The organism is Planctomicrobium mucosum (assembly GCF_051466335.1).
Lineage (GTDB): Bacteria > Planctomycetota > Planctomycetia > Planctomycetales > Planctomycetaceae > Planctomicrobium.
Genome location: NZ_CP195793.1, coordinates 4743250 through 4763312, shown reverse-complemented (window position 1 = coordinate 4763312; position 20063 = coordinate 4743250). Strand labels below are relative to the sequence as shown.

12 protein-coding genes and 1 pseudogene are annotated in these 20063 nt (G+C 52.9%); 6 read left to right on the top strand and 7 right to left on the bottom strand.

Features of this window, described 5'->3' with window-relative positions; translation table 11 throughout:
• Positions 1-37: 37 nt before the first annotated feature.
• The 4 genes from SH668x_RS18935 to SH668x_RS18920 form a co-directional block, all read right to left on the bottom strand.
• The gene (locus SH668x_RS18935) at positions 38-1168 is read right to left on the bottom strand and encodes a hypothetical protein (RefSeq protein WP_437186627.1); all 1131 of its coding nucleotides are present in this window, start codon (positions 1166-1168) and stop codon (positions 38-40) included.
• 82 nt (positions 1169-1250) lie between these two features.
• Entirely contained in the window at positions 1251-2381 is a 1131-nt protein-coding gene (locus SH668x_RS18930; protein ID WP_437188587.1) for a DUF1559 domain-containing protein, read from the bottom strand.
• Positions 2382-2470: 89 nt separating this feature from the next.
• Positions 2471-2998 (bottom strand): hypothetical protein, encoded by a 528-nt coding sequence (locus SH668x_RS18925; protein ID WP_437186626.1) that lies wholly within the window; start codon positions 2996-2998, stop codon positions 2471-2473.
• 71 nt (positions 2999-3069) lie between these two features.
• Positions 3070-3498 carry a hypothetical protein gene (locus SH668x_RS18920; RefSeq protein WP_437186625.1) on the bottom strand — a complete coding sequence of 143 codons (429 nt, stop codon included), beginning with the start codon at positions 3496-3498 and terminating at the stop codon, positions 3070-3072.
• Between the two features lie 85 nt (positions 3499-3583).
• Between SH668x_RS18920 and SH668x_RS18915 the strand changes: the two genes are divergently transcribed.
• Together SH668x_RS18915 and SH668x_RS18910 are read left to right on the top strand one after the other, a co-directional pair.
• Positions 3584-3937, top strand: coding sequence for a gamma-glutamylcyclotransferase family protein (locus SH668x_RS18915; RefSeq protein WP_437186624.1), 354 nt, complete (start codon positions 3584-3586; stop codon positions 3935-3937).
• Positions 3938-4158: 221 nt separating this feature from the next.
• Positions 4159-4563 (top strand): thioredoxin family protein, encoded by a 405-nt coding sequence (locus SH668x_RS18910; protein ID WP_437186623.1) that lies wholly within the window; start codon positions 4159-4161, stop codon positions 4561-4563.
• Positions 4564-4658: 95 nt separating this feature from the next.
• Here SH668x_RS18910 and SH668x_RS18905 read toward each other — a convergent pair whose 3' ends face one another.
• The gene (locus SH668x_RS18905) at positions 4659-6149 is read right to left on the bottom strand and encodes a leucyl aminopeptidase (RefSeq protein WP_437186622.1); all 1491 of its coding nucleotides are present in this window, start codon (positions 6147-6149) and stop codon (positions 4659-4661) included.
• Positions 6150-6503: 354 nt separating this feature from the next.
• Between SH668x_RS18905 and SH668x_RS18900 the strand changes: the two genes are divergently transcribed.
• The 3 genes from SH668x_RS18900 to SH668x_RS18890 all read left to right on the top strand — a co-directional run bounded on the left by SH668x_RS18900 (position 6504) and on the right by SH668x_RS18890 (position 11872).
• The gene (locus SH668x_RS18900) at positions 6504-7724 is read left to right on the top strand and encodes a phosphoglycerate kinase (protein WP_437186621.1); all 1221 of its coding nucleotides are present in this window, start codon (positions 6504-6506) and stop codon (positions 7722-7724) included.
• A 317-nt stretch (positions 7725-8041) separates the two neighbouring features.
• Complete coding sequence (locus SH668x_RS18895) at positions 8042-9268, top strand: TlpA family protein disulfide reductase (RefSeq protein WP_437186620.1); 1227 nt, start codon at positions 8042-8044, stop codon at positions 9266-9268.
• A 132-nt stretch (positions 9269-9400) separates the two neighbouring features.
• A complete protein-coding gene (locus SH668x_RS18890) occupies positions 9401-11872 on the top strand; it encodes a heavy metal translocating P-type ATPase (RefSeq protein WP_437186619.1) in 2472 nt (823 codons plus the stop codon).
• Positions 11873-11948: 76 nt separating this feature from the next.
• On the opposite strand, the gene hrpA is transcribed toward SH668x_RS18890, so the two are convergent.
• Positions 11949-15866 (bottom strand): ATP-dependent RNA helicase HrpA, encoded by a 3918-nt coding sequence (hrpA, locus tag SH668x_RS18885; protein WP_437186618.1) that lies wholly within the window; start codon positions 15864-15866, stop codon positions 11949-11951.
• A 92-nt stretch (positions 15867-15958) separates the two neighbouring features.
• The gene (locus tag SH668x_RS18880; RefSeq protein WP_437186617.1) at positions 15959-16462 is read right to left on the bottom strand and encodes a hypothetical protein; all 504 of its coding nucleotides are present in this window, start codon (positions 16460-16462) and stop codon (positions 15959-15961) included.
• Between the two features lie 97 nt (positions 16463-16559).
• Here SH668x_RS18880 and SH668x_RS18875 point away from each other — a divergent pair.
• Positions 16560-19781, top strand: a pseudogene (locus SH668x_RS18875) (excinuclease ABC subunit UvrA); the annotation flags it as partial.
• Positions 19782-20063: the final 282 nt, after the last annotated feature.

Below are 20063 nucleotides of genomic sequence, written 5' to 3'. Positions count from 1 at the left end.
ACCGTCGGACCAGTCGGAACTCTTTCTTTTGCGTGAATTATGGAGTCTTCACGTCCAGATCGAACTTACCTTCGTTACCGACCAGCTTGACGTCGCGAATGTCGGTTCCAGCGACGGTGTTTTTGGCTGGAAGCTTGAGGAACTCAGCAGGGTTCACCGGTTCGATCCAAAGACGCGCTCGCCCTATTGGGGCACCCGGATGTCCTGGCAGGTATTCCAGACGATATTCGCCCGCTTCATTGGTGACGCCGATGGAATCACGGAATTTCATGACGCCGAGTTTTTGGCTTTCTGCGTCCCCTGTTGCTGCAGCTAACGAAGTGAGATGGACGACGACGTTCGGCAGCGGTTTTCCGTCGAGAGTCACTTTCCCTGAGATTTCAGCCAATTTGGGAACGGGCAAACGTTCAGCCATCACTTTGTTTGACAGCCATGCAATTGCGCCAATCGCGATTGTTCCGAGGACGATGTGAATAGAATATTTTTTGAGCTGCGCAGCTGCACTTTTAAGATCGAAACTGATTCCAAATCGACGGGAAGTTTTTCCAGTCCCGTTCGCGCTGGCTGCGATTTCTCGGGCTCCTGCTGCAGAGATGGTGGCAGTGCTTCCCATGTCAGCGTCAGCTGGATTTTTGGCCGTGGACGAGGGGGAAAACATCCTTCGCCCGAATTTGTCCAGCACCGGACCCGCGGGCGCCGCATCGGCTGCAGGAGGCGGTGCACTCAGCCCTGCACTCGACTTTGCTCCGGGGGCACTCTCATCTGAAAGGAACGAGTCCAAATCAAAATCGTCACCTTGCTCCTCAGGTTCCGGCTCTGCTTCTGGACTCGCAGTGGGTGCAGGAGCAGCTTCGGCAACAACGGGCTCTGGATCGGATGGTTGAACTGGAGCGGACGGTTTCTCCCGCACTTTGGGGGCAACAGGCGGCGGAGCGACTGGAGACGAGTCGACTTGCTCGGCGGTTTCCTCGGAGGAGGCAGCGGGTTCGGCAGCAGCTTCGTCGATGGCGGCTTCGTTCTCGGCAGCAGGTTCTTTCGTCGTCTCTTTTGTTGCTTCTGGAACAACAAACTTTCGACGACATTTCGGGCACTTGCCACTGGTGCCAGCGAGTGACTCCTTAATTTTCAGTACCGAGCCGCACTCTACACATTCATAGCGGATCGACATTTCTGAATCTTTCTCAAATCTGCATTGAAGAAGAGGTGACGCACCGAAATCCCGTAGATCACTCCGAACTCATCGAGTTTACTCAAAATGCTTTGACCGGTGAACCTTGGGACATGTTGCCGAGGTTCTGCCAGGTGAGCAGGTCGATATTCAAACTGATGAAGCGAACGTTTCCATCGGCAGTCATGACGTTCAAACCCAATGGGTGTTCGCTCCCTGCTTCATCAAAGTAATAACCGTTCTGCGCGCCGGGCGGTTGAACCGCGTGATACGTCGAGAGGAGAGTCGCAGGACCACCGAATGCCCATCCATCGCTACTGGTGCGGGTCACTTTTGTAGAACCGTTTCCGTTTGGGGCTGGTTCTTGGAAAATTCGTCTCTCTGCAGCGATGATGACATTCGCAGATCCATCGCGGATGTTCTCAATCTTCGTGCTGCTGTTGACTCCGAAAATTCCCTGATGAGCTGTGTGCTGATTGTAGAGAGAGACGCCGCTGCTATTTGTCACTAAGGCCAACTGATTCGGGTTCAGTGCATAAGTTTGGCGGGCTGCTGCGTCATCCCATTTGAATGCGATTCCGGATCCGACACAGCCAGCGTAGTCGTTTCCGCCCGTGGTCCATTTGGAGTTCCCTGTTTCGCCTAAGGGAGTGTCAACTCGCTCTGTATTGGCGTATCGTGAGTCGATCGAATTACGGCGACTCGGGCAGTAAAATCCGGAGAGATGAGCTTTGGCTGGGAACGGAATTGCTCCAGCTTCGGTGGCCAACGCAGGTTCTTCTCCGTTGCGACGAACATTGGCTGTAAATTTCCAAGAGTTATAAACAGCTGCCTGATCGAGGTTGGGCAGTATGAACAACATCCAGCTAGTTCCGTGCTCGCCGGACCGAGTTGACTTGTTTCCGGCAGCGATCGCCTTGGGTTCCGTCGGAGAGGCGTAGGTTCCAGCGACGGTGTCGGTCTGCATGTGCAACCCGTTAGCGATCTGCCCGGGAGGAAACACCTTGTGCGTCTCATGGTAGGAATGAAGTGCCATTCCTATTTGTTTAAGATTGTTGCTGCATTGAGACCGGCGGTTCAGTTCTCGCGATCTTTGAACGGCGGGAAGAGCCAGCGCGGCCAGGGTGGCGATAATCCCGATGACGACCAGTAATTCAATCAGAGAGAACGCTGCGCGGCGATTCCGCAATTTCCCTGCTCCAGTGATTTTCACTTGAGTCAATTCAGTATTCCTTTTGAATTCAGATCTCTTTACTCAATGGGGCTGGGGCGCATCTCGCTGAAATTCTGATTGAGATCTTCTCACGCTCGATGTCGCTGGCGAAGGTGACTCATCGACTCGTCTGTTGCCACTCGAGAGAGTCGAATTTGTTCGATGATGTGCTGGACTCGCTCGGGGTTCTTCACCCCTGTGATCGTGAGCTGATCGATACCTTGGGAATCGACCAAAGTCAGGTCTCCAATGTGATAGAACGCGTGACCAGTTGCGATGGCAATTTTCGTGTCGGCGATGGAGGCGAGAGGAACTCGGTAGCCTTCTGTTCCGCCAATAAGTGGTCTGCTGAAGACTGAATGTGTCGTCAGCACGAAACACTGTCCCCGCAATTTCAGCAGTCCGAAAATTGCGACAGCAAGCGGGGAGAGAACCGTTCCCGCGGCAATGAGCGCCACTAGCCGGAGAGCTGTATTTTCGATTCGGCAGATCGGACCCATCAGCATGCCGATCAGTTTGCCACCGCGAGTTGCTCCGATCGACGGGTAGAATACTTCGACCTCAACCTCCTGGTTGGCCGGAACACCTGCAATTGGTTGAAGTACTGCGTTTGACATGAAGGAGACTTACGTTGAGAAAGCTTTGAAATGTAACAGCAAAATAGGGGAAAGGTTGCTCCGACTTCAAATCAGTTCGACTTTCGACGAAATTGCTCCAGCGGATAGTCTGGAATCGCCAATCCCAGTTTGCGAACTTCCTGCAATCTTTTCCATCCGGCAGTGACCAGTTCTTCGCGGCGTTCGACGTCAATTGCGTCGAGGTGGCTTTTGGCGAATGGGCCTTCCGCTTCGACAGGCGTAAATTCTTTGCAGACAATGAATTGTGCTAATGTTGGATTGCAGCGAATATGCCGTTCTGGAGCTGCGAGGAGTTGGCGGCTGTCGACTTCTCCGATCACATATCGCAAATAAAGATCGCTCACGGTGATGTTCGGAACGTCAACTCCGCAGACTTCGCACAAGTAGCCCTGATCGCATTTCGCCATTCGACTTCTCTCAAACTTCTGCCTGAAGCTCGCGACATCCGGATCTTCAGAAATGACAACTGTTAACGCCATTCTATCAAGCGAAACGCCCCAGAGAAATCGCTGGGTCTGATGCTGAGTGGATTGAAGTTCAAGAAGTCGCTGCGAAGATTGGGGGATGCCAACGCTTTTTATTTACGGAACACTCAAACGGAATTTCTGTCGTCACAATGCCATTTCTGAGCAGGTGTTCCTCGGAAATGTTACGACAGTGCCGCGTTACCGGCTTGTCAACATCGGCGATTATCCCGGGCTGATCGATGCACCCGGAGATGGAGTCGCTGTCGAGGGGGAACTTTGGGAGGTCTCAGAAGAGTGCCTGGCAGAACTCGACATTATTGAAGAAGTCGAAGAGGGCGAATACGAGCGGAAAGCAATACATCTCGCCGATGAAACGCGGGGGCCAGCCGAGGCTTATTTCTACTGTCGAACTACTCTGGGCTTGCGTGATTGTGGTCCGGTCTGGGTTTGATGGGTTTTGCTGCAAACTTCTTCTAATTTCATATGCCTCTAGCCACTATGACGATAAGTTCGGAAAACGTTGACGTCCTTGTGTGGATTCCTATGGAAGTATCGAGATTTTTCTGGGATCTGATCGCCGAAACTGGATCATAATTCTCAGTGATTGCAGGGGGCGCCACCGTTCGTTCAGTAACTGGCTGGTGGAAATTTGAGCGGTTGAGGGGCGGTTCCATGGGAATCTGGAAAGTCTTTGCCGCACTGGTGTTTGTGATGCTGCTATTGTCCCTGCGGCATGCACATTCGCTTCCGCCGCTGGCTGACGATCCCGAGTTCCGGGCTATGGTTAAGAACTCCACTGGGCCACTCCTTGTGAAGTTTGGGGCCGAATGGTGCCCTCCCTGTTTGCGGTTCGATGATATGATTGCGACCGCACCTGCAGAAATTCGCGCTGAGTTTGGATTGATCAAGATTGATGTCGAGGACAAACCGAAGTTGGCGGCTCACTATCAGGTAAGATCGATTCCGCATGTGCTCCTATTCAAGGATGGCGAGTTGCTGGCGCAAGCTGGAACGTTCCGATCAGCATCGGAACTACAACGATGGATTCATTGGTACGCTCGCGATTCCATTGAATGATTAACGAATAACCAATGCCGGCAGGCAAAAAGCAAAGCGGTCAGGAGGACTCACAAAGTCCTCCTGACCGCTTTGAGTTTCGAAGTGAAGATTGCTTATTTGGATGCCAGATTTTCAGCCACAGCGACCAGTGTTCTGAGAGCCATTCCTGTTCCGCCGACGTCCCGGCCGGGTTTCGCGTTGTCTGCGTAGCTTGGGCCGGCAATGTCGAGGTGGACCCAAGGAATCTCGTCGACAAACTTCTCCAGGAATTTGGCGGCGGTGATTGCACCGCCCCAGCGAGTGCCGACGTTCTTCACATCAGCGATATCACACTTCAACTGGTCGTTAAAGCTGTCGTACATCGGCATCTGCCAGAGTTCTTCCCCGGCTTGTTTCGCCCCTGCCAAAACCTGATCGCAGAATGTCTGGTCGTTGCTGAATGCCCCGGCGATGTCTGGTCCCAGCGCGACGACGCAGGCCCCTGTGAGTGTAGCCAGATCAATGATCTGCGCAGGCTTTTGTTCTGCGACGTAAGACAGAACGTCTGCCAGAACGAGGCGACCTTCCGCATCGGTGTTGTGAACTTCAATCGTGACACCGTTGCGGGCTGTCAGAACTTCACCCAGCTTGTAACAGTGAGAGCCGAGCATGTTTTCAACGAGTCCGATGACACCGATCACGTTGACCGGTGCCTTCAGGTTTGCGAGAGCGGTCATTGCCCCCAAAACCGTTGCTCCCCCAGCCATGTCCCCTTTCATCGTGACCATGCTATCGCTCGGTTTGATAGACAAACCGCCGGAATCGAAAGTCACTCCCTTTCCGCACAGGGCCAGGTATGGCTGTTCGGCACTTCCCCCTTGATGCTTGAGGATCACAACACGCGGTTCGTGTTTGCTTCCCCGAGCAACCGCCAAAAGCGATCCCATTTGCTCTTCCTGCAATCGCTTCAGATCAAAGATTTCACATTGGAGTCCGACTGCCTGAGCCTCTTTGGCTGCCCGCTCAGCGAATGTCACAGGAATGATGTCTTCGGGATGGCGATTCACGAGTTCACGGGTCAGATTGACCGCGTTTCCGAGCACTCGACCCCGCTCTAACGACTTTTCACCCCCGTTCTGCGTGGCGACGATGATTTGTTTAAATGGGAAGCGATCTGGAGTTGCTTTATAGAGGGCGTATCCAGAGGAACCGACAAGCGTCGAAATGACTGTCGTGCTGACCAACTGATCAACACAAAGCTCGGCGTTGATGTTTGTTGGGATGGCGACGGCAATCGTTTGATTCTCTGTGGCCGCGGCTCGGCGGGCCGCGATCCCAACGGTCATCTCCCAGCTTGATTGAGTGACCTTTGATGCATTGCCGAGGCCTAGGACGAGTAGTCGGCTCGCTTTAATGCCTGTTGTTGTCGGAAGATATGTGGTTTCTCCCGCCTTGGCCTTAATGTCTCCTCGTTCTCGCAATTTCTCGAGAACTCCACCCAACGCGTTGTCCAGTTCTTTCACTTCTGGTGAAAACTCAGTCTCCTCTGCGACTCCGACCACAAGCCAATCGGCGTCGATCTGTGACAACGGTGATTTTTCAATTCGAATTGAAGGTGCGCTCATAGACAAATCAATCAGGTTAAAAGCTAGGAAAAGTCATATGCGAAGTCAGAAACAGATCACACGCTGTTTAGATGATGATTCCTGCAGGGCTCGCGAGTCGATACGACAGACTGCGAAGTGAACCGCTATTGCCCCGGGAGGATTCACTGAGATGATAACCAAAACCGGTTGATCCTTGGCAGCCTGCACTCGGTGCCTTACGATCTCGTGCGCAATGTTCAGTGAAGACTTCCGCGAAGTTCATTGGATATGTCTTGCTTCATTTCAGCCCGAATTCCATTGTGGTTTATCGTGAAGCGCTCATGCTTCCGGAGTCACTGAAACTCATTTTGTGTCGTTGTAGAAAGTGTCGAGATGGCGAAGAAATCAATTGCTGATGTGGACGTAAAAGGGAAAAAAGTTCTGATGCGAGTGGACTTCAACGTCCCTTTGAACGACGAGCAGCAGATCACCGATGATCGCCGAATTGAAATGGCGCTTCCCTCGATCGAATCGGTTCTCAAGCGGGGCGGAAGCGTCGTGTTGATGAGCCATCTCGGACGACCAGACGGCAAGGCTGTCCCGTCAATGAGCCTTAGACCTGCTGCAGTTCGGCTCGGCGAACTTCTCAAGCAGCCTGTGGAATTTGCTGCTGACACAGTCGGTCCAGATGCAACAGCCAAAGTCGCTGCTTTGCAACCAGGCGGCGTGGTCGTTGTAGAAAACGTTCGCTTCAATCCTGAAGAAGAGTTGAAGGACGAAAAAGGGACTCCGGAACAGGTTGCTGCGAAGCAGGAATTCGCCGCGAAACTGGCTGCTTTTGGAGACATCTACTGCAACGACGCCTTCGGAACATGTCACCGAACCCACGCCAGCATGTACGCCGTGCCTCAAAGTATGGGAGACAAGCCAAAAGTCTGCGGGTTTCTGGTTGAGAAGGAAATTCAGTACCTCAGCGATACGATCGCCGCTCCCAAGCGACCATTCGTGGCGATCCTCGGGGGAGCCAAGGTCTCGGATAAGATCAAAGTCATCAAGAATCTGTTGACGGTTTGCGATCAAGTGCTGATCGGCGGAGCGATGGCCTACACTTTCTCTCTGGCAACAAACGGCAATGTCGGTAAGAGCCTTGTTGAGAAGGATAAAGTGGAACTCGCGAAAGAACTCATCGCTACTGGGGGTGAGAAATTAGTGCTGCCGGTCGACACTCATTGCGGCGATGATTTCAAGAGCACCTGTAATAAGGTTGTGGTCAAAGCTGGGGAGATTCCAGCCGAGTTTGAAGGTCTGGATATTGGACCTGAAACAGCCAAGCTCTACTCCGAATTGGTTGCGAACGCCGGGACTGTGATTTGGAACGGTCCGATGGGTGTGTTTGAAATGACACCATTCGACGCAGGGACACGGGCTGTCGCGCAGGCAATTGCCGATTCCGACGCCATTAGCATCATCGGCGGTGGAGACAGTGCTGCCGCTGTTCAGCAACTTGGCTTCGCCGATCAGGTGACTCACGTCAGCACTGGGGGAGGCGCAAGTTTGGAAATGTTGGAAGGCAAACGGTTTGCGCCAGTTGAGATTCTCGATGACGCTGCGTAAACGCTTCTGAAAACGACTGCCGTTTGAAAGTTGAGGTCCAGAGATTTCGCGAATTTGCCCGCAGTCTCTGGACCACAACGTATGAAGTCCGAATGGTTTATCCTGTTCATTGTGGTTTTGACCACGTATGATCAGACATCATTACGTTGAAGTATCACAAGCCTGTAATCATCTTGTGAAAAGCGAAAAGACCTCCGTTGGCGACTTCGAATCGGTTTGATTTCAATTGCCGACTATTTTCCACACTGATCCCCATGGCCGGATTCCACCGCGTGAACTCCAACAAAACACGCCAGGACTCCCTGCAGGAAAGAACCATGCTTCGTAGAATTTCATACGTCGCCGCATTCGGCGGTCTGGTCGGTATTGCTGCGTCGCTTTCTCCGAGCGAGGTTTATGCGCAGAAAAAGCCTGCGGCGGGAGCCAAGCCTGCAGCTACTCAAAAAGCTGCTGCTGATGCAGAAGTGGAATCAGATCCATTTGCCGTGCCAGAGGGCACGAACGATCAGGAACTCATGCTGTTCCTGCAGCGAATTGTCCGTACTCCACCAGAAGATCCAAATCCAGAAGGGGTCGCGGCACACCTGACCAAGATCGACGGTGCCGTTGCTGAAGTCCTGTCACGTGAAGTCAGTGACGAGCTGTTTACAAGCGTCGCTGCGTTGCGCCTTCAATTGTTCGGGGCGATGGAGCAATTCGGTGACAAGGAAGTCGTTGCAAAGCGAGATGCATTTGTAAAATCTTTGTCTGAGAACAAACGACCTGCAGCTCAGCTCCTTGCTAAGCAGTTCAAGTATCAGGACCAACTGTCGAAGCTCGGTTCAGCCGATGAAGCTGCTCAAAAAGCATTTGTTGCTGAGGTTGTCGACATCATCAAAGCTGCCAAGACTGGTGACGACAACGGTGATCTTCAGTTCGCTGTTCAGCTGGGATTGATGACTGGACAAACACTTGAGCAATCAGGTTCCACACACACTCTCGCGGCTTTCAAAGCGATTGGCGATGCGATCAAAGCGAAGAACGATGAGAATCTCAAAGACTTCGTGAGCAGCCTTGAAGGAACAGTTCGCCGTCTGGAACTTCCAGGCAACCCGATCGTTGTGAAAGGGAAAACCGTTGAAGGCAAAGACTTCAATATCGATTCGTACAAGGGCAAGGTTGTGATTGTCGACTTCTGGGCGACATGGTGCGGACCTTGCGTTGCTGAACTTCCACACTTGCAGGAAGTCTATGCAGCTTACAAAGACAAGGGCCTTGAGATCGTTGGAATCAGCCTCGATTCCGAGAAAGATCAGCTCGAGTCATTCATCAAAGAAAAAGAAGTCAAGTGGGTTAACCTCTTTCAGGACGCGGACGCAGAGTCTGAAACCCAGAACGAGACTGCTTCTTTCTACGGCATTACTGGCATCCCAACCATGATTCTCGTTAATCGCGATGGGAAAGTTGTCACCGTTCAGGTGGGTGGTTTCCAGGGAACATCCGATGGAACGACTCTCGAAGCAGAGTTGGAAAAACTGCTTGGACCTGCTGCCAAACCAGAATAATCTTTTCTGAAGACGATTCATTGAGAATACCGGGGGCTTCAACACCCCCGGTATTTTTTTTTGTCCTGCTCGGGTTCGCTGCGAATAATAGTTCCACAAACCTGTCAGCGTGCCATCGAAATTGGATTGAATATGGCGATCGACCCGATCTGCGGAATGACTGTTGATGAATCCAATGCCATCTCAGGGGAGCGCGACGGTCAGACATACTACTTCTGCTGTCCGAGTTGCCGTGCGAAATTCCTGTCTCGTGATTCTTCGCCCGTCTACATGAACGACGGCCTTGTTCAGCTGGGATTCCCTCAACAGCGAGTTGAAGAGCACAGTTGCTGTCATGGCGATGGTGCCAAAGCTGGCGTACCTCGCAAGAAATCGAAAGCCAAGTACATCTGCCCGATGTGCCCTGAGGCGGAGAGCGACGTCCCTGCTGCTTGCCCGATTTGCGGAATGGCTCTGGAACGCAATCCCGCGACAATGAGGGCAGAGCGGCAAGTTGTTTACATCTGCCCGATGCATCCTGAAGTGGAGCAATCGACTCCCGGAACCTGTCCTAAATGCGGAATGGCGCTTGAAGCGAAGACTGTCGCGATTGAAGAAGAGGTCGACCCGGAATGGAAGTCGATGACCCTGAGATTAGTCATCTCCGGGATATTTATGGTGCCGTTGTTTGTCTTGAGCATGGCACCGATGGCAGGACTTCATCTCGAACACAAGTTGACGACGTCTTATTTCGGATCTCTTCAACTCCTGCTGGCAACGCCGGTCGTCGTCTGGGGCGGATGGCCGTTTTTCGAACGGGCAGTCCAGTCATTCCGGACCGGCAATCTGAATATGTTCTCCCTGATCGGCGTCGGGGCAGCGGCAGCGTATCTCTTCAGCGTGGTTGCTGTCGTGTTTCCTTCGGTAATCCCGTCCGCGTTTTATCAACACGGATCAGTTCCACTCTATTTTGAAGCCGCTGCCATGATCATCACACTGGTGATTCTCGGGCAGGTGTTGGAACTTCTTGCAAGGAAGAGAACGGGAGGAGCGATCCGGGAACTTCTTTCGCTCGTGCCAGCGACTGCGCGGCGTTTGCGAAATGACGATGTAGAAGAAATCAGTGTTGACGATATCCGGTTGGGGGACATCCTTCGTGTAGTTCCAGGGGACCGCATTCCCATCGACGGAATCGTTGTACGTGGGAATAGTTTTGTCGATGAATCGATGCTGACGGGTGAGCCGAATCCAGTCAGTAAAGACGTCGGAGATTCGGTCGTCGGCGGTACGGTGAATCAGGACGGCTCCCTCGATATTCGAGCGGAACGGGTCGGCACTGACACGACGTTGTCTCAGATCATCGAACTGGTTGGGGAAGCCCAGCGAAGTCGGGCACCAATTCAACGCTTGGCAGATTCTGTCGCCCGGATCTTTGTTCCTGCCGTGATGCTGATCAGTGCACTGACATTCGTTGCATGGATGGTCTGGGGACCTGCTGATTCCCGAATGGCTTACGCGTTTGTCAGCGCCGTTTCCGTGTTGATCATCGCGTGTCCTTGTGCTCTGGGGCTGGCGACTCCCATGTCGATCATGGTTGGAGTTGGACGCGGGGCGAAAGAAGGGGTGCTGGTGAAAGATGCAGCGGCGCTCGAACGACTCGAATTGGTCGACACAATTGCCGTCGATAAGACCGGGACGCTGACTGTGGGTAAGCCGTCAGTGACTCAAATCGTCCCACTTGGTGGCCATTCAGAAGAAGAAATTCTGCGGCTTGCGGCAGCGATCGAACGGTTCAGCGAGCATCCAATTGCTCACGCAATTGTCCAAGCAGCGGAAGGGCGAGGAATTCAGATCCCTTCTTGTGATCACTTCGCGACCGTGACCGGAGGTGGTGTCTCCGGCCGCGTGGCAGGGAAAAGAATCTCGATTGGAACTGCGGAATTTTTGAAGTCACAATCCGGAGCAGCATTCGATCAAGTCGCTTCGCAGGCGTTGGCGATGAGGGAATCAGGAGCTTCTGTCGTACTCGTCGCAGTGGATCAACACCTCGCCGGCATATTAGCCATTCAGGACCCAATTAAGGCCTCGACTCCCGATGCTATTCGAGGACTGCACCAGACTGGGCTCAAAGTCGTGATGCTCACGGGAGATCACGCGGTGACTGCTCAGGCGGTCGCAAAGAATCTTCAAATTGACAGGGTACATGCAGGGCTGTCCCCACAGGAAAAGCTTCGTCGGATTGAGGAGATGAAGTCGTCGGGTTCGGCAGTTGCTATGGCAGGTGATGGGATTAACGATTCTCCTGCCCTGGCGATCGCCGACATTGGAATCGCGATGGGAACCGGGACCGATGTGGCGATGGAAACCGCTTCAGTTACGCTTTTGAACGGCGACCTTCGAGGAGTCGACAAAGCGATTCGCTTGAGCCGTACGACGATGAAGAATATTCGTCAGAATCTTGTCTTCGCATTTGCTTACAACGTCATCGGAATTCCAGTTGCCGCCGGCGTCCTTTACCCGCTGTTTGGCATTTTGATCAACCCGATGTGGGCTGCCGCCGCCATGAGTCTGAGTTCAGTTTCGGTGATCGCCAACGCACTTCGACTGCGCAGATCTGCGTTGTAAGCTGGAGTCGAAGTATGATCGACGTCAGCAGACGCAGGGTGCCGGGGTCGGATTCCTACTGGAACCCTCCGCCATATTAAGAGATTTCTTTCCAGAGTTCGTTAAGACGTTTTTCAGACACACTGACGGATGTTCGCAGGTGTTGTGCAAACAGCGAGACCCTGAATTCCTCGATGAGAAATCGGAAGAGCACTAGCTGCGGGTGCGACATCCACGTGTCACCAAGATGTTCACGCGCCTGCACGGTTCTCCGCCAATGCGGGGCCACCTGTTCCGACAATTTGCGGTCTTTTTGGAATCCTCCAGCCGTTGCTTTCTCGAATCGATGCCCCATCCCTTGCAGGTAACGGGGGTAGTGTTGCAGCCACATCAACGGGACATTTGCGAGGAATCCCGGCGCCGTCAGTTCCTGATATTGTTGCTTCAACTCATTGATCAGTGGCGATAGTGCAGGAGGATGTTGCTTCGTGATGAGCTTACGGACGTGACTCAGTTCCGTGAACATCGGTCCGAGAACCGCGATCAAGTCCTGCGATGCAATGGAAATGAGCCCACGTGCCTGTTTCAGCTTTGCGTTCCATTCGTTTTCATCGCGAGGAAACGTGTCATTGCGGAAGAGTGCTGCCTCTGCGATTCTCCAGGCGAGATGATGGCGGAAGAATTTGCCGTCTGAGAGCGACATCGCCTGCATGGACAGGTTATCGATCTTCGGCAAGTTTTTGACTTGCTCAGCGATCTTCTTTTCATCGCTGAGGAGGAACAACTTGACGAGCGCCCGACGCGTAGCCGCGACGGCAGCCTGTCGCGTATCGGCGAGCCGGAGTGAAATCCCTTGATCATTGAGCACAAGCATTGGAAACGCAACAACCGTGATCCCATTGCGGTTCAGTTGAACTTGCTCGGGCAGACTCCCGAAGTTCCAGTTCGTGATCTGATCTCGTTGCCAACGTTGATCGTTCACCTGCTGAATGGCTTCGGAACTCTTCTCGCTGGTCTTCGCCTTTAACTCGACGATGTTGCGACCTGACGCGAGCGTTTCACCCTTGTCGTTCACGACACGCACATTGAACTTCAGATGTTCTGGCAATCGAGACGGCTCAAATGCGTCGACAGGAACGTGTTCACCTGAACGTTGACGCAGAATCTCAGCGAGTTTTGTGAGTAGGTCCCCTTTTCCATATTCCAGCGTTCTCGTGATCTCTGCAGCGGTTTCTGGAACTGGAACGAAGAGAATTCGCAGGTTCTTGGGGAGCGTTTTTATTAACGCTGTGATTTTCTCTTCCAATAAACCCGGGACGAGCCAACCGAGGTTCTCGGCAGAGAGCTGATTTAAACCCTCTGGCGGGACAACGAGCGTGACGCCATCATCCTCGGCTCCCGGTTCGAGGTGGTACTCGAGGGGAACTCGCATCGTGCCGATTTTGAGTTGATCCGGAAACGCTGCTTGTCGCGGTGCAGCGTCGTCATCGACCAGCAAGTCTTCACGACTCATCCACAACAGTTTTGGATGATGCACTTCGACTTGCTTCCGCCATTTCTCGAAGAGCGGGCCATCGAAAACTTCAGCGGGGATCCGCTTGTCATAGAAGTCGAATTCCGCGTCGTCTCCGACGAAGTGCGCTCCCTGACGCAGCTTGGCCTGCCAGTCTTTAATTTCTTCTTTCAGCGCCGCGTTGTGCTTGTAGAACTGCCCCGGAGTTTCGAAGTCTCCCTCGACCAGAGCACGCTGAATGAACATTTCCCGACTGAATTTCGGATCGATATTGCCGTAACGGCACTCTCTTCGGGCGACGATCGGCAGACCGAACAGCAGGATCTTCTCAAAGGCTTTGACAGCAGAACTCTTGGAGTCCCAGTACGGTTCGCTGTAGTTGCGCTTGATGAGATGTGCAGCGATTCGTTCGACCCATTGCGGCTGAATCGGGGCGACCATGCGTGCGAATCGACGGGTCGTTTCTACGAGTTCTCCCGCCATGATCCATTTCGGCTTCCCGGCGAATGCCACAGAGCCGGGCCACAGAAACAGCTTTTGCCCGCCTGATCCAGTGTACTCATGTGTCTCACTTCGCAGTGCAATGTTTGAAAGCACACCCGTGAGAATTGCCCGGTGAATCGAGTCCTCGTTATTTCTGCGAGGAGTCGGTTTGATGTTGTGATCGATCGCGATTTCGCGAAGCTGGCGATGCAGTTCTTTCCATTCTCTCATTCGGTTGAAAGAGAGGAAATTCTGCAGACAGGCTTTGCGAAGCTTGCTTCCGGACAACTTCTCTTCCAACTCTGTGTAGAAGTCCCAGAGTTTTAGAAGCGAGAGGAAATCAGAGCGTTCGTGTTTGAATTTCTGGTGGGCTGAGTCGGCAGCCTGCTGTTTGTCCAACGGACGATCTCGAGGATCCCGCTGTTCCAGTGCTGACGCGATGATCAGCAACTCTTCCAACGACTGTTCTTCTTCAGCGGCCAGAATCATTCGACCGATCCGCGGATCGACGGGCAGCTTCGCCATCGAATTCCCGAAGGGGGTGAGCTGCTCGTTTTCGTCGACAGCGTTCAATTCGAATAGCGTTTTTAATCCGGAACGAATCGCAGCAGGGCTAGGCGGTTCGAGAAACGGGAAATCTTCGATGCTCCCGAGATTCAGGGCTTTCATCTGCAGCAGCACAGACGCCAGATTCGTGCGTTGAATTTCCGGCGGAGTGTATGCATCGCGAGATGTGAAATCTTCGGCGGAATAGAGTCGAACGCAGATTCCCGGGCAGATACGACCGCACCGCCCTGCCCGTTGATTGGCGCTCGCCTGCGAGATGGATTCTACCGGAAGTCTCTGGACCTGTGACGCAGCGGAGAATCTGCTGATCCGAGCAGTTCCGGGGTCGACAACGTAGACAATTCCCGGGACCGTCAATGATGATTCGGCCACGTTGGTCGCAATCACAATGCGACGTCCATGATGCTTCTCGAAAACTCGATGTTGTTCTTTTTCGGAAAGCCTGCCGAAGAGCGGCAGTATCTCGATCGGTTCGCTCTTGCTGCTTAATTTGCGACCTTCAAGGACTCGGGCGGTTTCCCGGATGTCCCGTTCGGTCGGCATGAAGACGAGAATGTCTCCCGGTCCTTCAATGATCAGTTCTTCACAGGCATCGGCAGCAGCCCGTTGCCAGTCGACCTCGCTGTCCCCTTCTTCTTCATCAACAACAGGAGGGCGATATCGTATCTCAACCGGGTATGTGCGCCCGGAGACTTCCAGCACAGGCGCAGGGCGTTCTTCCGTTCCGAAGAATGTCGCAAAACGAGTGGCATCGATCGTTGCTGAGGTGATAATCACCCGGAGTTCTGGACGACTTGGAAGAATTCGCTTGATGTAGCCAATCAGAAAATCGATGTTCAGCGACCGCTCGTGGGCTTCATCGATAATGATGGTGTCGTACTGATTGAGAAATCGGTCTGACTGAGTTTCCGCCAGCAGGATCCCGTCTGTCATTAACTTGATGAGCGTTTTCTGCGAACTCGTATCCGTGAATCGAATCTTGAACGCGACCTGATCGCCGACTCGGGATTCCAGTTCTTCAGCGACTCGATCAGCAACACTTCGGGCTGCAATTCGACGTGGCTGAGTATGTCCAATCATCCCGGCAATGCCACGTCCAGCTTCCAGCAGGATCTTGGGGAGTTGCGTTGATTTTCCAGACCCGGTTTCTCCACAAACCACAATGACCTGATGCTTCTGGACAGCGTCGATGATTTCCTGTTTGCGAGCAGAAATCGGAAGCTGATCGTCGTATTTCAGCTTAGGAATGGACTCGGCGCGTCTTAGATACCGCTGGTGCGACCGATCTAGGTCGCCCGTCAGCTTTTCCAAACTTTTGTCGAAAGGTTTGTTCTGCTTTTTGAAGTGCAGAATGCTCGAATAGGACTTGCGCAGCCGGTGACGATCCGTAAGCATCGTCTTTTCAATGCGGGCGGCAAGTTCCTCCAGAGATAGCGGCTGTGGTTCTGTCATTGGATCCCCAGTTTAGAGGGGACGCACTCAGAAGAAAACAGGTTCACATGAATCACGTTTCGCTGACCGATGACGTGTTGTGAGGAAGTCGATCAATTCCCGAAGGCGATCGAGAGAACTTCATGGGCGACATACACTTTGGGGTACCAGTTGGGGGTTTCCTGGAGAATTTCGATCTGTACCAACTTGTCGAGTTCCCTTTGGACTGTTTTGTATGAGACTTCGAAGTCGCGGGCAGCCTTGGTGATACTGACCATCGGGGACCTGAAGAGACTTTCAATGAGTGGATGTGTCCGGGCTGTCGGGTTCGTCACTCTTCGCAGGTAATCTTCTCGGAGTTGTCTGAACTGACGGCAGCGTTGCACCGCGTGAATGCTCCACTTTGGCATTTTCTCTTCAAAATACCAAAGTGGAATGGTCAGTTTGTCATTGGTGTCTTGTTGAGTGGTCTGTGTTGTGTGTAAGGTTCTATTGCATAGTGTGTTACGAACATTGGGGTCGTGGTGAGAGGAATTGAGTTCGTCGTAGCGGTGTGGGGCAAGCATCCTTGACGGTTGATTGAATTGAACCGCTGGTCGACGTGGGATTCGTTTCATTGGTTCGTGACTGTCCGTCTGTTCACACGTTGTTAAACTTCTGGTTGGAGATCTTGCACCCTTTCACCGAGAAGAGCGAACAGTTTTCTTTATGTCACGCAGCTTTGAAGAACTGACGCCGCAGAACTTTTCGTTCAACAGCCCCCTCGGGTGGTGCCCGGCTTGTGAGGGGTTGGGGACTGAGGTTGGTACGAATCAAAGTGTCATCGTGGCCAACCCGAATCTCACATTGCGAGAAGGTGCGGTGGCCGCCTGGCCGCGCCCTGCAAGTTCTCCCGTGTTCTCCGCATTGATTGAGGTGATGGGAAGAGACCTTGATCTGCCGCTCGACCTGCCGTGGTATAAGCTGGCACCGCGCCAGCAGCGTTTAGTGTTGCAGGGAACAGGCTCACAGCAGTTTCAAGTGACGCTGCCCGGGTTTAAACATCCCATTGCAATGCAGTACAAGGGGATCTATCCCGCGATTGAGGAAGCGTCTCGAGTCTCGTATCCATACCGACAGAGATTGCAGGATCTGGTGGGCGAACGCCCCTGCTCAGTCTGTCATGGGGAACGGATTCGCGATGACGCTGCTGCTGTGAGACTCCACGAGCAGACTCTCCCCGGATTGTGTTCATTGCCGCTGGTCGAAGTGCTGGAATTTCTCAAACAGATCAAGCTCGATAAAGAACAAAAGAAAATCGCGGGCGACCTCCTCAATGAAGCGATTCACAGGTTGTCGTTTTTGGTTGAAGTGGGATTACATTATCTGACTCTTAATCGCGGCATGCCGACATTATCGGGCGGAGAATCCCAGCGAATTCGGCTCGCGGGACAAATTGGCCGCGCGCTGACAGGTGTCCTTTACGTTCTGGATGAACCAACAATCGGCCTGCACCCACGTGATAATGGCAAGCTGGTTCAAGCACTCGAAAAACTGCGCGACCTTGGAAACACAGTTGTGCTGGTGGAGCATGATCGAGAGGTCCTCGAGGCGGCCGATCGCCTGTACGATTTCGGTCCTGGATCGGGGCGGTTCGGGGGAACCGTAACAGCCGAGGGATCGTCTCGTGATTTAATCCGCGATCCCAAAGATTCTCTCACGGCAGCTTATCTCTCAGGTCAGAAATCGATTCCCGTTCCGATTCGTCGCCGGATGCAGCAACTCGTCGACAAGGCACCTCCAATCGACGATTTGAGCCTCGTCAAAGAAGCTTATGGTGAGCCTCCCGGTGGGGCATGGCTGGAACTGACTGGCTGCAGACAAAACAACCTGAGAGATGTGGATCTTCGAATTCCATTGGGAGCGTTGACCTGCGTGACGGGGTTGTCTGGATCGGGGAAGAGTTCGCTGATTCAGGAAACTCTGGCGCGAGCGGTGATTCGTCATCTACGGAAGCAGGGAGAAATTCCTGGTCCTTATGACTCCATGTCAGGGGCCGATCAAATCAGCAGGGTGATCGCCGTTGATCAGGCACCACTTGGTGCGACACCCGCATCAAATCCCGCAACATACACAGGGGTGTTCGATCCGATTCGTGAACTGTTTAGCAAGCTCCCTGAGTCCAAAGTACGCGGATTCAAGCCGGGGCGATTCAGCTTCAATCGGGCGGGCGGACGTTGCGAAGATTGCGAAGGGATGGGGCAGAAAAAGATTGAAATGCACTTCCTTCCGGATGTCTGGGTGGAGTGCGACACATGCCACGGGCAGCGATATAATCAGGAGACGCTGCAGGTCAAGTACAAGGGGCATTCGATTGCTGACCTGCTGAATCTTTCCATCGGCAAGGCTCTCGAAGTCTTCGAAAACATCCCCAAAATCCGGGCTCCGCTCGCGACTCTCGCTGCGATTGGCCTCGATTATTTAACACTCGGACAATCTGCAATAACGCTCAGCGGCGGGGAAGCGCAGCGAGTGAAACTTGCTGCGGAACTAGCAAAGCCGAATGCTGGGCGAACGCTCTATCTTCTGGATGAGCCGACCACGGGACTCCACTTTGACGACATCGCGAAACTTCTCAAGGTGCTCAATAGTCTGGTCGAACAGGGAAACACAGCCGTCGTTATCGAACACAATCTCGATGTGATTAAAACCGCAGACTGGATTGTGGATGTGGGCCCAGAAGCAGGAACCGGTGGCGGGTGGATTGTAGCAACCGGCACTCCGGAAGATGTTGTCGCCCAGTCGCAGCGATATCTGACAGGAATCAAACCGGTGAAAAGGAAAGCCAGTAAGAAGAGCCAAGTAGACTCGGAACTGACCAGTCATTTCCGAAGTTGGACAGGCGAATTACTGCAACCAGTTCTCGAAAACGATGAGCGTGCTGAGCTCGAAATCTTCAATGTCGCTGAGGCAGCGAAGAAGAAAAAGGGAGATGTCGATATCGCCAGCGTCGGCAAGTCGACAGCTTCACCGTGGCAGACCGACGGTAAAAAATGGCACACGGAACAGCGGATTGCTCGCAACGGGAAATCGGTTCGGTGGGAAGGAGCTGCGCTGAGTTACGTTGTCGATCTGATCAGCAAGATCGAGGGAATCAAACCTGCGAATTGGAACGATCAGGCGCATGTGGAAATGACCGCTGAGAAGAAGTCCGGCACTGGCTGGTTCTTCCATGCACTGACCGGAGACGAGTGGCTTTTGCGGATGTATTTCAGGGTTCCTAAAGGGACGTTTGAGGAAATGTCCTTGCAGAAACAGATTCGATTGAAGTCGGTCAACGAGCTGGATGAGTTGCAGATTTACAATCGAAGTGATCGCGTCCGGGTCAATCAGCAAAAGGGGCCATTTCAAGAGGTTGTTCTGGATGTTCACTGGAAAGAGGAGATCGACACGCCTCAATTCCGTCAGTTCATCACGACCGCTGCCAAGGCATATCTGGGGCAGGTTGAAAAGAGCGGGCAGTCGATTGAAGACCTCAGTCCCTGGAAGGTCCTCGGTCAAAAGTGGCACCTTTCACGAAAGGGATTTCCTTCAACCAAACGAGTTGATTGGAAAGTCGAAGTCCTCGAAGAACTCTTCAAACTGATCGATTCCAATTTTCCGATGTTGGAACCGGATTGGACGAACAAAACAATTGTTCCCTATCGAAACACAGGTTCCAAGGAGACTGCTGTCGAGTTGCAAACGAAACGTCGAGACGGAATTTATCTGTCGCTGTACACAAAAACTGGCCAGTATGCCTTGGGGAAAATCGCCAGTCTTGGCTCAAGTCGGGAAATTCTTCCGCACCGAAGTGGTCAAGATGCGATTCGTATCGAGATCACCACGGCAGATCATGTGAAAGCGAAAGAGATGAAGAGTTTCCTCAAAGAGTTTGCCAGCACACTTTCGAAGTAATAGCTAGAGGGTCGCAGCGACACCTGATGCCGGATTGTTCGGGATAATCGCTAGTTGCGGAGGGTTCCGAAGAACTGTGGGTACCACTGCAACCCTGCTGTGTTCGCACACATTACGCAAATGGCGAGACCCCGAAAGTCAGCGGCGATGTCTTGAAAAAGTGATATCGTCGAACAAAAAAGCTCGACCCGAACGACCCGGATTACTAGGGTTGGAATGGACACCACTTCAGAGTCGGTGGACTTGATTTCAGTAGCTGGGACGCGTTTTGCGGCAGGGATT

Excerpts from the sequence above, each read along its gene's own strand:
- SH668x_RS18935 (WP_437186627.1), bottom strand. The coding sequence starts at position 1,168 with ATGTCGATCCGCTATGAATGTGTAGAGTGCGGCTCGGTACTGAAAATT.
- SH668x_RS18925 (WP_437186626.1), bottom strand. The coding sequence starts at position 2,998 with ATGTCAAACGCAGTACTTCAACCAATTGCAGGTGTTCCGGCCAACCAG.
- SH668x_RS18920 (WP_437186625.1), bottom strand. The coding sequence starts at position 3,498 with ATGGCGTTAACAGTTGTCATTTCTGAAGATCCGGATGTCGCGAGCTTC.
- SH668x_RS18915 (WP_437186624.1), top strand. The coding sequence starts at position 3,584 with ATGCCAACGCTTTTTATTTACGGAACACTCAAACGGAATTTCTGTCGT.
- SH668x_RS18910 (WP_437186623.1), top strand. The coding sequence starts at position 4,159 with ATGGGAATCTGGAAAGTCTTTGCCGCACTGGTGTTTGTGATGCTGCTA.
- SH668x_RS18905 (WP_437186622.1), bottom strand. The coding sequence starts at position 6,149 with ATGAGCGCACCTTCAATTCGAATTGAAAAATCACCGTTGTCACAGATC.
- SH668x_RS18900 (WP_437186621.1), top strand. The coding sequence starts at position 6,504 with ATGGCGAAGAAATCAATTGCTGATGTGGACGTAAAAGGGAAAAAAGTT.
- SH668x_RS18895 (WP_437186620.1), top strand. The coding sequence starts at position 8,042 with ATGCTTCGTAGAATTTCATACGTCGCCGCATTCGGCGGTCTGGTCGGT.
- SH668x_RS18890 (WP_437186619.1), top strand. The coding sequence starts at position 9,401 with ATGGCGATCGACCCGATCTGCGGAATGACTGTTGATGAATCCAATGCC.
- hrpA (WP_437186618.1), bottom strand. The coding sequence starts at position 15,866 with ATGACAGAACCACAGCCGCTATCTCTGGAGGAACTTGCCGCCCGCATT.
- SH668x_RS18880 (WP_437186617.1), bottom strand. The coding sequence starts at position 16,462 with ATGAAACGAATCCCACGTCGACCAGCGGTTCAATTCAATCAACCGTCA.